The sequence below is a fragment of the Arenibacter catalasegens genome (assembly GCF_002909235.1).
Taxonomy (GTDB): domain Bacteria; phylum Bacteroidota; class Bacteroidia; order Flavobacteriales; family Flavobacteriaceae; genus Arenibacter; species Arenibacter catalasegens.
This window is the reverse complement of record NZ_PHQQ01000015.1, coordinates 63,886-79,354: the sequence shown is the minus strand read 5'-3', so window position 1 is coordinate 79,354 and position 15,469 is coordinate 63,886. Positions and strand designations below refer to the sequence as shown.

Sequence of the window (15,469 nt, the reverse complement as noted above, 5' to 3'; positions counted from 1 at the left end):
TAAGTCAGGAACTAGGAAAACAACTGAATAAGGATATTGGAATATGTCAAAGGGAATACATACTGAACTTACATTTGAAGAAGCCATAGAAACCTCCTTATTGGAGAATGGGGGCTATATAAAAGGATATTCCCAAGATTTTGATGCGAAATTAGGCCTGTTCCCCATGTATATTATTCAGTTTTTGCAAAACTCTCAGCCTGCGCTTTGGGATAAGATCGTAAACATCCACAAGGAAAATGTTGAGCAAAAAGTAATGCAACGTTTATTGAAAGAGTTGGACAACCGTGGTACTTTGGATGTGCTGCGCAATGGTTTTACGGACTATGGGGTGAAGTTCAAAATGGCATACTTCCGTCCGGAAAGCACCTTGAACCCAGAGGCCGAGGTTTTATATGCAACCAATAATTTATCGGTCACCCGCCAGCTGTATTACGAGCGAAACGGCAGCAATTCGTTGGATATGGTTTTAAGTCTAAACGGCTTGCCAGTTGCCACCATAGAATTAAAGAACCAGTTTTCAGGTCAAAACGTGTCCAATGCCAAAAAGCAATACGTTTATGATAGGGAACCAACGGAACCTATCTTTCAGTTTAAGAAACGTACTCTGGTCCATTTTGCCGTAGATACCGACGAATGCTTTATGACCACTAAATTGGCCGGCAACGATACAAGATACTTGCCCTTTAACCTAGGCGACAATAATGGGGCCGGCAACCCACTAAACAAAGAAGGTTACAGAACAGCCTATTTATGGGAAAATGTTTGGGCCAAGGATAGTTTTATGGATATTATTGGAAAGTTCCTGCATTTGAATGTAGAAACATTCCAACTAAATGGTGTCCAAAAAACGAAGGAAACCCTGATCTTCCCGCGCTATCATCAAATGGATGTCGTTCGCAAACTTACAACAGATACCAAACGTAAAGGTGCTGGCCATAATTACTTGATACAACATTCCGCAGGTTCGGGGAAATCCAATTCCATTGCTTGGTTGTCGTATCGATTGTCCAGTCTGCACAATGCCAATAATGAACGAGTTTTCGATTCCGTTTTGGTTATAACCGATCGCAAGGTATTGGACAGCCAGTTGCAGAGTACCATTTATCAGTTTGAACACAAACAAGGGGTGGTCCAAAAAATAGAAAAGAACTCCCAACAATTGGCCGATGCTATTACAGCAGGATCCAATATCATTATTACTACCCTACAGAAGTTTCCCTTTATCCTAGAAAAAATAGGAGAGTTGCCAGCTAGGAAGTATGCCGTAATCATAGATGAGGCACACTCCTCCCAGGGCGGAGAGGCCACCAAGAAAATGAAAGAAGTCCTTTCTGCCAAATCGTTGGAAGAAGCAGCATTGGAAGAGCTTGATTCTGGATTGGAAGAAGATGCGGAAGATCAAATCCGGAAATCCATGGAGGCCAGGGGAAAACAGGATAATCTCAGTTTTTTTGCTTTTACGGCCACCCCGAAGACCAAAACGGTCGAGGTTTTTGGCACACCCGATAAGAGCGGTATTCCAAAGCCTTTCCATCTTTATAGTATGAAACAGGCAATCGAGGAAGGTTTCATTCTGGATGTACTTAAGAATTATACCACCTATAAAACCTATTTTAGGCTGTCAAAGGAAATAGAGGACGACCCAAAAGTCAATAAAAAACAGGCAGCAAGAGCTATCGGGCGTTTCTTATCACTGCATCCCCATAACCTGGCCCAAAAAACAGAAGTAATCATTGAGCATTTTAGGCAGGTCGTTTCCAAGAAGATCGGCGGTATGGCCAAAGCGATGCTGGTAACGGGTTCTCGATTGCACGCTGTGCGCTACAAAGAAGAGTTTGACAAGTACATCCAGAAAATGGGCTACCTCGACATCAAGACAATCGTAGCATTTTCTGGTAAGGTGATTTATGACCTATATCCGGAAGGAGTAACAGAGGTAGGGATAAATGGCTTTAAGGAAAAGGAACTGCCACGAAAATTTGCTTCCTCGGAATATCAATTGCTCATAGTGGCCGACAAATACCAGACCGGGTTTGACCAACCTTTGCTGCATACGATGTATGTAGATAAGAAGTTGTCCGGTGTAAAATGTGTCCAAACATTGTCCCGCTTAAACCGGATGCATACAGGAAAGGAAGATACTTTTATACTGGATTTCGCCAATGAGGCAGAGGAGGTATTGGCTTCCTTTCAGCCCTACTATGAGCTTACCTCAATAGAATCGAATACCGACCCCAATCATTTATTCGACCTAAAAACTGAAATTGAAAAGGCACATATAATTTGGCAGACCGAAATCGATAACTTTTGCAACGTTTTCTTTAAATCCGCGATTACCCTATCCGTAAAGGAACAAGGTAAATTAAACGCCTACATAGACCCTGCCGTTGAACGGTATAAAAAATTGCCTGTAGAAAATTCTAAAGAAGATATATTTGGCACCGAAGTTACCCAGGATAATTTTAAACATGCTTTGCAGTCGTTTACCAGGTTGTATTCATTTTTGACCCAGATTATGCCTTTTTCGGATGTGGAGTTGGAAAAGCTCTATACGTATGGTCGATTCTTATTGAAGAAGTTACCTCGAAAAAGTCAAAACGACCGCTTTAAATTGGGGGATGAAGTGTCCTTGGAATACTATCGGTTGCAGAAGATAGGAGAGCAGCGATTGTTGATGGAGAGCGAAGGAGAATATCAATTGGAGGGAATTTCCGGTGCCGGAATCCGTTTGGCAAATAAAGAGGAACAAGAAGCTTTATCCGAAATTATTAATCTATTGAACAAAAAATTTGGCACCGAATTTAGTCAAGCGGATAAGTTGTTTTTCGACCAAATAGAGGCAGAGTTGGTGGCCGATGATAGATTGTCCGAACAAGCCAAAAACAATTCGTTGGACAATTTTAAATTTGGCTTTGAGGACGCTTTTATGGATAAGCTGATAGGTAGAATGGAACAAAACCAAGACATTTTCAGTAAAATGATGGACGACAAAGATTTTGGAATGCTGGTTAAAGAGTATATGTTGAAAAAGGTTTTTAAACGCTTGAATGGGTAGTTTGTTAAGTATTGGAAAGGACGGCTGATAAACATCACTTGATATATCTTGCGTGTTTTCTGTGTGCTAGGATTTTGACTATAGACCTAATTATTAATCGACTTTAGGCATTTATAATTTAATTACGGGTCTCGGGTTCACTGTGAAAGTTCCTTAAACCTACAAAAGGCATTCGCCAATTTTATTTGGTGTGGGCTTTTGCACTCCGCTTCAAAAATAGCTGGGTTTGCCACCATAATAAAACGTGTACGGGCTCTAGAAACGGCCACATTAAATCGGTTGGGGCTAAATAGAAAGTCCATTCCACGTGGAGCTTCATCCAAGCTGGAAGTGGCTACAGAGTAAATAATTACGGGAGCTTCCTGACCCTGGAATTTGTCAACCGTGCCAACCTCCAAATTGGGCAAACGTTTTTTGATGGCCTGTACTTGTGCATTGTAAGGAGTAATGATTTTTATATCACTGATCGTCAAGGTAACTTCTTCATTCTTTTCATTAATAAAAGTAACATTGCCACCAGTCAGGTGCTCCACAATTTCCGACACCATATCAACCTCTTCGGAAGAGGAATTGGTATTTCCAGTGTGTTCGACTTCTTCAAGGTACAATCCAGCTCCAGCATACTTTGAGCCTATAATCTGCTGTTGATCGAGATGGTCTTTTGATTGTAATCTGTTCTCATAAAAGAGTTCTGATACAAACGCATTAATAGATGAATGCATGCGCCAGGTTTTATCTAAAAAGACCCCTTGTTCATCAGAAATTGTTTTCTCGCCCTGTAATACGTGTTCCAGAGCTGATACTTCAGTGCCGTCCGGATGTACGCCTTGCTGGGGTTGTTTCAATTGTTGTGGATCGCCCAAAAGAACGAGGTTTGAGCAGCAGTGCGAAACAGCAAGCGTATCAATCAAAGACAACTGGCCAGCTTCATCTACAAAGAGGTAGTCCACACTATCTTCATAAGGTGATTTGCTCCACATAAAAGATGTTCCGGCAATAACGTCCACACTGCCTATGGCTGATTGGATAGCATTTTCATCATTATTTACCGACCAAGGGGAAGGATTATCCGGAATAGGCTCGGTCTTTTGTATCATTTGAATGTTAAATCCTTCCTTTTGAGCTACCTCCCAAACTTTAGTCAGCAAGTTTGTGATAACCTTGTGACTAAGTGCTGTTATCCCGATTTTCTTTCCTTGCTGAGCCAAACGAACAATAAGCAGACTTCCCGTAAAACTTTTGCCCGCACCTGGAGGGCCTTGAACAGGCAGATAACTATGGTCTAGTTTGGCAGCAAAGTCAAATGTTCTCTCCAGAATACCCTCAGTGAAGATTAGCGCCTCTGTTAAACTTGGAGGAGCATTCAAGAGCAATTGTCTCGCTGCTCGGTATGTCTCATCTTTACTGTCCATACCATTGGCCACAACCCATTCCGCCAACCTGATGATGGCTTCTTCTTTGGTACTGGAATTAATGCTTTCCAAACTCATAACGGAAATTGGGTGGGGCAGGTCGATTTTAGATGGCCCCTTTTTGATTCGGAGTATACCAGAATCAATGTCAATCTCATGAATGGTGCCCAGCTTATTGTCTTCCTGATCCTCTACAGTCTGACCTGGACGCAAATCACATTCTTGAGGTGGAAATGTATACGTATCAACTACACTTCTTTTTTCAGGCTCTCGATTACCTGTATACTCTAGAAAAGAAATTGCCTTTCGCTCTTCCAAGAGCTCATCTTCAGGAAGCTCTTTTAATCGGAAAAACTCCCACCAAAATGTCTTCTTCTCTCTGCGATACCAATCCAGCATATGAGCCAGAATATATCGAGCCTGCTCAACTTCGCTTCGTTCAGCCTTTATTGGAGGCACACCATCAAGTAAAGCATTCATAATGGGCTGAATGCGCTCTTGATGCGCAGTGATATTATCACTGGCATCACCATCACCATCTTCAGGTCTTGTAATGTTTTCACCATCACCAATTAGCCTGGCACGAATATCCTCCAACCATGCTTGAAGTCGAACCAATGATTCGCAGTCATCTTGGTTGTAGAGCTGGACGGCATCTTTGGTTTCCTTTGTTAATTTATCAATATTACCGGTTTGAAGGAGTAACTCTAGTTGTGATTTTTGACTTGAGAGATCGCGTAAATTCATCTTGCGCTTGTAGCCAAAAAACGCTTCCAAGTCTTTGATTGAGTATTTCTCAACGCTAGCTCGTACAGACTGCCGAATAACACTATAGAGATCTACAAATGTGTTTGATCTTAAAAAAGTATCAATTTCATTTTCACGCGATGCATATTTACCCATTAGCCGCTTAAAAGCCATGACTTCGTAAGGTGCATAATGGTATATATGGAGTGAGGGGTCTTCTTTTTTTAGCTTAAAGGCAAAGTCAATGAATTGCTCAAAAATTTCTTTTTCTTCAGTTTCGTTTTTAGCCCAGAAGGCATGGTATATACCTTTGTGCACATAACCAATCATGTACTCAAGACCATCTGGCTCAACCATCCGGTCGCCTTCAAAATCGAGGTAAATATCATTCGTGGAAGGCTCTGGTAGTTTGTTCAGGCCTTTGCCTTCTTCAATGTCTAAAGTTTCGTAGTAAGGTTCATATCCGTTTTTTCTGCTCTTATGCTGTAAACGAGCCTGCTCTCGAAGTTTGTTGTAAGTTTCTTTAACACCTTTAGAAGGATTAAAAGGCACAGGTAAATCAAGACAGGCCAGTTTCTCAAGGGTGTCAACATCATGCAAATTGAGTTCCTTCATTTGTGATTTACCCATTCCAGCCACAAAGGTTAGGTGATCATCTCTTCGTCTAATAGCATTACAGTTCTTCCACCACCTGCAAATATCGCAATGGCTGACTGGCTCAGGGTAGGTCTCTTCATCATTGGCAATTGCTTCTTCCAAATTCCGTTTTACAACCCGTATATATGCCGTATGTTCATCATAGCGATAGTATTCTTCACCATCAGGTTTTATAACACCCATGTACTCTGGAGTTATACCTTGGATTTGAGCTACGCGCTCTGAATAAAGGCCAATTTGTAAAATTGTTCCGGCCTTGGTTTCATTCGCCAGCTTGGTATCCCATACCTCATAAGACCAATCTCCTAAATCACTTGGTTTATCAACCTTCTTTAGAAAATCAGCCCATCCGCTCCATTTACCAACTTCTTTCAACCTTGCCTGGTAAATAACATCAATACCAGCTTTCATGGCATCTATTGTATGCTTCTCAGCATGGGAATCATCAGTACTAATTTCTGATACAGTCCTTCCTTGATCCTTGATCTCCTGTAGGTGATTCTCTTCAAACTCGATACCTTTCTCCTTCAGCATTTGCAAAACACGATTCGTGTATTGTTCTGGATCTGCAATTTCGCCTCTGGCATGCTGTTTGTTGAGCTGACTAAGATGTTTGCAGCTGCTGTGAGAAGATAGGTCGGAAGGGCTATAAATAATCTGGTTGTTCTTGTATTTCATATAAAAATTTGAGAAAAGCTATTTATTGAAAAACTATTTTATTTGAAATAAGTCATTTTGCTTAACCTTCCGGATATGGTTTCGGAAGAGAAGATCCGATGGGGCCTATCATTCCGAGATCGGGCCAGGTTAAATGTAAGGATTTTTATTTTTTGATAGATCAGAAGGCTGAATTATAGCCATTCTGTGTGTCCAGCATGGGCATCTTTATCAATGTTATTAATGTCATGAATCCCAAGCCCCTGCGGAAGCCAGAAAACCTTCCACTATGGTCCTTCTATACGGACAGGCTCCGCCGCCCGAATGAAAAGCCCCTCCGTTCCAGATTTTCTGGCCCCCTCGGTGCCGCTCGAAAGCACAAGGGGAGAAAAAACCCCTTGACCTTTCTTCCCCTATCCACAAGAATTTCTTTCAGGTGAAATGTTACATAGCCCCGTGTTTGTATGGAGAACGTTGGAAATTTTCATGATATATCCATGCAATGCTTCCGTCACGATATATGGATATATTTAAATATGATAATATAAATATATGGAAATATGTATATAGGTAAATATGATTTGCGTAATCGGAAGGTTATTTTTGTTTTAAAATAGGAACAAATCCGACCCGCCCGTTTTGAGAAAAATACCATTAAAAAAATTGAATAAATATTAATCTTCGGAGAAGATAGCAAGTTATGTTTTGCGCAACGCAAAATGCCTACTTCTAACGAAGTGAAAACCCTGCTTGAAGCAGGTAAGAAATGAATAATAAGCTTAAAAATGGCAATCAATAAAGGGGGAAGAAAACGCTTGGGGGACAGGAAGCGGGAACATGCCATAACGCTTCGGTTCAATGGTGCCGAACTGGAAAAGGTAAAGACTACCCTGCAGTCCTATAATCTTGATTTTCGGAAAAGAGGAACGGTCGGGCCATTTTTGAGAAAGCTGATCCTGAACAGGGAAACGAATAAAAAGAAGCGGTTCCCAGATGGTAGGTCGAACCTCAGTTACCAATTGAACAGAATAGGCACCAACATCAACCAACTGGTCAAGGTGGCCAACTACAAGAACATGGGAAGCCCGAACGCCAACCTAGAACGGGAGATGCAAATGGCCAGCGAACTGATGCTACAATTGATAGAAACGATCAACACCAAAAATCAAGAATCATAGCAATGATACTATATCGGAACAGTGTGCAGGGAGTGCTCAACTATGTGCTGGGCAAGACCGAAAGCACTATACTCGGCTTCCAGAACACTTATGCCGATACCGATACCAACACAAAGTTTTTGGAAGGGTGCTCTACTATCTGGGCAATCGGCACGATTCGGAAAGACGATATGTAGGGAATCCCCATACTTTTCACAGACATAACAATAAATTTTCACTAACTTGTAATCCTTGTTGGCATTCATACTTACATGCTGTTTGAAATCACATTTAGGTTACTGATAATCAAAAATATAAGCAAGTTTTAGGCGTTATTTTTCAACAAATCGGACTTGTTTTCTAATTTATTTCAACCCTTGATCCGCATTATTAATAATTTTAAATATCAATTTGCAATAATTTTTATTTAAAAAGATTGATTGCCAGACCTTTTTCTAATACAAATAATCTTGCGGCAATTTATCCCATTAGTGCTCAATTCTTCGAAAGATCGTAATTTAAATAGCTAACCTAAATACACTGAAATTTCCTTCATAACAATCATAAAAATCGACATGGAATGCTGCAAAACCTCGTTCTAAAGCTGCCAACATTTCTAAAAAGTCGGGTCTTTGGCGGAGTTGTTTAAAATTTATCCTGTAAGTACTCATAATATATTTTTTCTGCGGTTTCGGCACATCGTCTATCCCCCTTCATTATTAGGTCAGCGTAAGCGAGCAAAGGATGAACCGCATCTTTTTCCTCGGTATTGTCTTTCCAGAATTTTTCATAAACCTTCACATTGCCGCCTTCATGGGGAACAAGTCTGTAGTTCTTCATCAGTTCGTTTCTTGGTTCGGTGGTGTATAGCGTCAACTCTTCCGGTCGTAGGTAATTGGTATAGATATCCCCAGCGGGTTCGCCTCCCCATAAAGTTTTCACCTGTTTTAATTTAATGTCCTTCCAGTTAAAAAAAGCATCATTATCGGCAAAACGGTATGTTCCAATGGCCAGATTTGGTTTTAACTTTTTTTCATAGGCCATAATCCATTTCTCAAGGAGCTTTTTTTTGTTATCAATTATATAGGTATCCTTGGTAAGTGGAATGAGGAAACCATCATCCTTTAGGCCATTGAAGATGTTCGTAATAGTACCGATACCTGTATCCGTTTTATCGGCTATTTCACGATAGGTGTTGTTGACCCAAGTATCGTCCAATAAGAATTGGTAAACAACCTTTAGGCCGGTTTTGGTAAATGCCCTGTTGGTAGTTTTATGTTTGATTGCGATCGTTTCGTTGGCATCCAACCAAAGAAAGGTTTCTTTTTCGTTTAGGTAAATATTACCGTTGGCCTCAAGATAGGCGATGTTCCTTTTGCGAAGTTCTTGTTTTATTTTGGGGAATATGCTTTGTGCAACAATCATAAATGGATGATACTCCTTGGCGAATGCCTCCAATTTTGGAAGATGGATATTTCTCAGCTCTTTTTTAATTTCTATGCCAAGCTTGATAGTCCGGTCGTTCAGGGTAAGGGCTATCGTTCCATCTAAGACTTCATTAGGGGCTTTATTAAGCCATGTGGCTTCGATTTTACCTGTTTTCTGAAGGTTGGCCAATGCGTATTGCACAATTCCTTGATCGTTCATTGTTCACTTTATTTTATGTGTTCACGAAAACGTGAACACATAAATATTATGAACAAAAATACATAATTATTTTCAAATGAAAGAATATCGGCAAAACACTAGGTTGATATCTTAATTTAAAAACAACCTGTCGGAATGCCTAAATACACTAAAGGCCGATTACAATATCAAGAGCATCGTCCAAATCTTTATTTATAAAGTTCTGTTGGTAGTCGATGGTTGTTTTAATATCAGAATGATTATAAAGTTTCTGCAAGACTTGTAACGGAATTCGGTCTCCAGAGATATTACCAAAGGAATGGCGTGATACGTGCATTGTAATTTTCTTTGTTATTCCCGCTCTGTCGGCAATTTGCCCTAAATACCTATTAAGTCTTTTGTTCGCCGTTTTGCTAACCCTTAGAATATCTTTCGGATTATTTGCGGCTTCTTTTAATTCAGGAAAGATATAATCCGTATGTGAGGTTTTTGTCGCGAGGTACTCATCCAATATTTTTTGAAGTTTACCATGTATTTTGAGGGATAGGTTTTTTTGATTCTTGTTCATGGTATAGTAGATTCTTTCTCCCTGCACGTTTGCCCACTTCATTTGAACTACATCGGAAACCCTCATTCCGGCGAGATAGAAACTAAAAAGAAAAACATTGCGAGTGTGGTGCTGTTTTGGGTTGTCAGAAAGATCTAGGTCTTCGATAATTTTGATTTCCTCGGAAGTAAGACCGATTTTAATAGATTTTGGAATTCTTATTTTAATCTTTCCGTCGTGATTTCCAAAAGGATATTTGTCTTTGGATATTATACTTTGTTGTGTAGCCCTGTTATATAATGTACGTATAAAAATTAGCGTGTTCACTATGCTCCTTTCCCCTACAGAATCTTTAGTACTTCTTAAATAAGAGATAAATCCTCGCAAAAAAAGAGGGGTAATAGCTTCGAAGGTCAAGGTTTTTGCACTAGGGTACCCTTTAATCCTATTCAATAATGGTCGTTCACTATTGATGCGAGAATACTTTTTGTTCTTTTCCAATTCCACAAAATAAGCTTCGGCAAATGTGTAAAAGGAATGATTCTTATGCTTATTTTGAATCGTGTTCTTAATTTCTTCTATTCGGGCAATGGGCTTGGCATCGCTCTCAATATCCAAAAGCGATTTGTTGATTTCTGCCAACTTAACAGAAATAAGATTGTTAAGCCGTGCAGAATTTGGATGATTTTTTTTGACATTATTCTTGACAGAGTCCCAATATTTTTCATCCAAGTATTGCCCTGTGTACATATAAGTTGATTTCCTATTTTTGGTGATACGGATAGAAATAGGATAAAGCCCTGCATTATTTTTCTTTCTTCGGAGTGTCGCCTGAATTGTTGCCATTGCCTTCTTTTTTCTAAAGATACAAAATTTGGGTACAACATAGGTACAACAAATGATGGTTTTATATGGTTTTAAGTGGGTTTATTTGATTTATGATTTTATGTAAACATTTGATAATAAGATGTTTTAGTATTTTTGGAATCAAATTGGACAAAACTTAGGATCTAGTGCCGCAAGGTGTGAGAGTTCGAGTCTCTCCGCCTGTACAACAAGGGAAAGCCGACTTTTAGGAGTCGGCTTTTTTTGTTTTGGTAAAACAATGTCAAAACAAATGGAAGTTTTACCATTATTTAAAAAAAGTAGAACATTAAGAATCAGAAATTATTGAAGGGAATAATTGATTTGCCTTACAAGCAGGGGGTCACTGGTTCGAACCCAGTAGGGCCCACGGTAACAAAGACAAGGCTTCCAAGAAATTGGGAGCCTTTTTTGTTTGCCTTGAAATCACCGATTACGCGCACTTTTGGCTCACTTTTATTGCATATTATTTGAAACCATATTGAATAAAATTTATCAAAATACATATAAACATCTAAAATATAGGCCTTTATGTATTCTATTGTTTGGAGTTATACTTGAATTTCGATAATCTAAAAGCAGGGGGTCATAAGTACAAACCTTTAGAGCCATCGGTAACATTGAAATATAAAATTAGAGGAAGGAAATATGTCAATTTTCAGGTTTATTTAAAATCTTATTTATTTTTTCGAGAGAAGTGCTGGAACCTGGCTTTCTATCGAATTCTGAAGAGGTCAATTATTTAAGGAATTTTCATAGTTTGGCTTCAAAGATTAAATCAGGAATAGTTGCAGTAAATTTTTAAAGTAAATGTATTCACTCAAATTAAATTTGCGGTTCATATTTCAAAGTTCTTCACACAAAATATTGGCTAAATTTTCGGTAATATCTGAATTTATTTTTTAGATGAAATACTTCTAAATTGAATATATGGTTGTTTGGGTCAAGCTCAATTATCTAGCTTTCACTTGTGAGTACTTTATAGCCAATTCTTTTATAGCTGCATATTGGACTCAATAGATATTCATTATTTATGTCCATTGGCCAGAGTAGATTCAATTGAGAGTTATTTTGCCAAACCTTCTTCTAACGCATTGACAATTTTTATTTCCTTGAGCGAGAACCATCGAATGGCGTCATAAGTACCTTGTGAAATGCAATGTCGCGGTAGGCTTTGCCCAGACCAGGAGTGTGCGTTGTTCTTTATCATTTCAGCAAAATTCATTTGAAATTTTAGACGCTTTATTCAAAAACCTAATGGTTGCCTAAGATAATGGGGGTAGAATTCCGAATATGTGCTAAATTTTCTTAAAAATGTGTTAATGCCTCGAAATTATGTTACATTTTTTTGAATCTGTTCTAACAAAGGGGACTAGGTCAGGACTAATATTGTACATATAAATAATTCCAATTTTGTTTCTTATACAGATTTGACATCTACTGAATCTTATTATCCAATCTTTCAAGTCGAATATGTTAATGGGCAAATTGTGATTATAACTAACAACCAATTTAAACTAAACTTAAGTATGAGAAAACTTAGAAGGTGTAGGCTCTTTTTATTTAAAAAGCCTGAAAGTCAAAAATTAAAAATAAACCTTGTGTTATTCCTATTTGCACTTGCTGCAATTACCATGGAAGCTAGGGTTATTTTGGAACCCATGGTAGATAAAGGTCTAATTGAAGGCATTTTTCAAGACCAGGTTATTACAGGAACGATTCTGGATGAAAACAACAGGCCTTTGCCAGGAGCCACGGTATTGGTGGAAGGAACAGTAATTGGGACAACCTCTGATTTTGATGGTAACTATAGTATATCGGTACCGGAAAATGCTACAAAACTGGCCATATCTTATATTGGTTATGAAACGCAAATTGTTTCTATTAATGGAAGAAGTGATATTGACATTCAATTGCAGGTAACTGCAAATGCTTTGGATGAAGTTGTGGTTACGGCTCTTGGAATAGAAAGGTCAAAAAGATCCTTGGCTTATTCCGTTTCAAAAGTTGGGGGAGATGAGTTTACCGAAGCTAGGGAAACAAATATTGCAAACGGATTGGCTGGTAAAGTAGCTGGTGTAGATGTGACAAGAACTGCGTCAGGTCCTGCTGGAACAGCACGCGTTTTAATTCGTGGGAACTCATCATTAACAGGGAACAATCAACCATTATATGTTATTGATGGTATTCCAATAGACAACTCAAACAGAGGCTCTGCAGGTGAATGGGGTGGATCCGATGGTGGTGATGGTATTGGTAATATCAACCCAGATGATATAGAATCCATGTCAGTACTAAAAGGTAATTCAGCCGCGGCACTTTATGGGTCTCAAGCATCTAATGGTGTTATTCTAATTACAACCAAAAGAGGTAAAACCAATCAAGGACTACAAGTGGAAGTAAATTCTAACTACGTATTGGAAAATGCTATTAATCATCTAGATCCACAGACCCAATACGGATCGGGACTTTTAGGAGTAAAACCTTCAACACAAACCGAGGCTTGGGCTGCTGGGGAGTTTTCATGGGGTGCAAAATTGGATGGGTCCAGTGTTGTGCAATTTGATGGGGTTAGCAGACCGTACGCTTATTCCGGCAATAATTTTGATAAATTCTATAGAACGGGAAGTACGTCTACAAACACGGTTTCCTTAAGTGGTGGTTCAGCAGATTTGGGGTATAGATTTTCTGCTTCCACTATGGATAACGAAAGTGTTATGCCTAATTCTGGAATGAAAAGACAGACGTTTAGTGTGAACTTGCACGGAAAAGCATTGAATGATAAATTGTCATTTCAAACAAGTGCTCAGTATATTTTACAAGATGTAAAAAACAGAGCTCAATTAGCGGATTCTCCTGGAAATTCTCACTATAGCGTTTGGCAATTGCCAGTAACAACAAACGTCCTTGATTTAAGAGGGGATCCTGATAGATTAGGGGCAAATCCAAACGATGCAACTGATTTATATGGTTCTACTTTTGGACAAAAAGGATATGAGTTGTTACCATCTAGTTCTATTTGGTATCAAAACCCATATTGGGCCGCTTATCAACAAACTGACAAAGATTCCAAAAATCGTGTAATAGCCAGTGCTTCCTTGCAATATGATATTAATGATTGGGTATATGTAAAAGGTAGAGCAGGTATTGACCAATCCGATCGTATTTCTGAAAGTATTAATCCTACTGGAACTGGATATAATTTAGATGGGGGTATGAGTCAAAGTCAAAATAAATATCAACAGTCAAATTTTGATATAATGCTAGGTTCACGTCATGAATTTGACAACGGTATTGCCTATGATTTCTTAGCAGGTGCAAATAAAATGAGATTACAAGAAGATGGAACTTCTGCATCTGGAAGTAATTTTGCCTTACCATTTTTCTACTCGATAGCAAATGGTATTAATAATGGAGGAGGTAGCTCTTTCTCAAAAATAGGTTCACATTCAGTATATGGCCAAGCAGAAATTTCTTATGATAACTGGCTGTTTTTAACAGGGTCGGCAAGGAATGACTGGTTCTCTGTAATGGATGGTAGAGATGTGTTTTATCCATCGGTCGGATTGAGTGCGGTATTATCGGATGTCTTAAATTTACCAGAAGTTATCGACTTTGTAAAAGTTAGAACATCTTGGGCACAAGTTGGAAGTGTTGGAGACATTGGTGCTTATTCTTTAAATCAAAATTACGGTTTAGGTAGGGCACAACTAGGAATTCCTCGTGGTTCAATAAGCGGTAGCTCGGTAAGAAATGCAAATCTTAGCCCACTACTTGTAACAGAGTTAGAACTAGGCTTTAACGTACAGTTTTTAAACAATAGATTGGGAGTAGATTTTTCTTACTACGACAAAAAAACCGAAGATGATATCCTAAATGCAGGAATTTCTTATACTTCTGGATATAACTCAACCATAGTAAATGTGGGTGAACTTACTAATAAAGGAGTAGAATTGTTGCTGACCGGTGTGCCAATTAGAACTGAAAACTTTTCTTGGAATGTTTCCTTTAACATGAGTAACAATACAAGTAAAGTAGTCAGTTTGGTAGATCCTGATAATGATGAAGAGCGTTTTAATATAGGATTGAGTAGGGCTAGACATGCCTGGGTTACACATATTGAAGGTAAACCTTTTGGGCAAATAACAGGAAGTCAATTTCTTAGAGGCGCAAATGGAGAATTAACCCTTGATGCCAACGGATTACCACAAGTAGATGAGGTTGCCGGGACAGTGGCTTTTGGCACAGGTGTTCATCCTTTTGTCGCTGGTTTGCAAAATAGTTTCAGATATAAAGATTTCGCTTTCAGTTTTTTGGTGGATATGAAGGATGGAGCTGTGGGACACAGTGGAACCAATGCGCAATTATACAGAAGAGGGGTGCATAAGAATACTTTAGTAGGGCGTGAAACTGGTCTTGGTGTTATACCTGCTAGTGGTATTAGTGCTTATTACGAGAAAATTTACAATGACATTGCGGAAGAATTTATTTATGATGCAGGTTTTGTGAAATTAAGAGAAATAACACTTGGCTATAACGTTCCTTCCAAATACTTGGCAAAAACCTTTATCAGTAAAGCAAATTTATCACTTGTAGGAAGAAATCTTTGGCTAATCCATTCAAACGTTGATAATATTGACCCAGAATCTAGTTATAATGCAGGAAACGCACAAGGATTGGATTTCTTTGCTATGCCGCAAACAAGTTCATTTGGATTTAATGTGAACCTTACTTTTTAGTAATT

The 15,469-nt window shown here is 38.8% G+C and carries 7 protein-coding genes and 1 tRNA gene; 5 read left to right on the top strand and 3 right to left on the bottom strand.

Going from position 1 to position 15,469, the window contains the following annotated elements:
* Positions 1–43 precede the first annotated feature (43 nt).
* The gene (locus CWD90_RS12930) at positions 44–3,058 is read left to right on the top strand and encodes a type I restriction endonuclease subunit R (RefSeq protein WP_103476493.1); all 3,015 of its coding nucleotides are present in this window, start codon (positions 44–46) and stop codon (positions 3,056–3,058) included.
* Positions 3,059–3,195: 137 nt separating this feature from the next.
* Here the strand turns inward: CWD90_RS12930 and CWD90_RS12925 are convergent, their stop codons facing one another.
* Entirely contained in the window at positions 3,196–6,552 is a 3,357-nt protein-coding gene (locus tag CWD90_RS12925) for a TM0106 family RecB-like putative nuclease (protein WP_103476492.1), read from the bottom strand.
* Between the two features lie 764 nt (positions 6,553–7,316).
* Between CWD90_RS12925 and mobC the strand changes: the two genes are divergently transcribed.
* Both mobC and CWD90_RS23060 read left to right on the top strand, forming a co-directional pair.
* A complete protein-coding gene (gene mobC / locus CWD90_RS12920; RefSeq protein WP_103476491.1) occupies positions 7,317–7,709 on the top strand; it encodes a plasmid mobilization relaxosome protein MobC in 393 nt (130 codons plus the stop codon).
* Positions 7,710–7,711: 2 nt separating this feature from the next.
* Positions 7,712–7,885 carry a hypothetical protein gene (locus CWD90_RS23060; RefSeq protein ID WP_157941220.1) on the top strand — a complete coding sequence of 58 codons (174 nt, stop codon included), beginning with the start codon at positions 7,712–7,714 and terminating at the stop codon, positions 7,883–7,885.
* A 448-nt stretch (positions 7,886–8,333) separates the two neighbouring features.
* On the opposite strand, the gene CWD90_RS12910 is transcribed toward CWD90_RS23060, so the two are convergent.
* A complete protein-coding gene (locus CWD90_RS12910; RefSeq protein WP_103476489.1) occupies positions 8,334–9,335 on the bottom strand; it encodes a type IV toxin-antitoxin system AbiEi family antitoxin in 1,002 nt (333 codons plus the stop codon).
* A gap of 148 nt (positions 9,336–9,483) precedes the next feature.
* On the bottom strand, positions 9,484–10,707 hold the full coding sequence (locus CWD90_RS12905) for a site-specific integrase (protein WP_103476488.1): 1,224 nt from the start codon (positions 10,705–10,707) through the stop codon (positions 9,484–9,486).
* A 321-nt stretch (positions 10,708–11,028) separates the two neighbouring features.
* On the opposite strand from CWD90_RS12905, the gene CWD90_RS23055 reads away from it, so the two are divergent.
* A tRNA-Val gene (locus CWD90_RS23055) sits at positions 11,029–11,095 on the top strand.
* 1,159 nt (positions 11,096–12,254) lie between these two features.
* Positions 12,255–15,464, top strand: a complete 3,210-nt coding sequence (locus tag CWD90_RS12900) for a SusC/RagA family TonB-linked outer membrane protein (protein WP_103476487.1) — start codon at positions 12,255–12,257, stop codon at positions 15,462–15,464.
* Positions 15,465–15,469 lie beyond the last annotated feature (5 nt).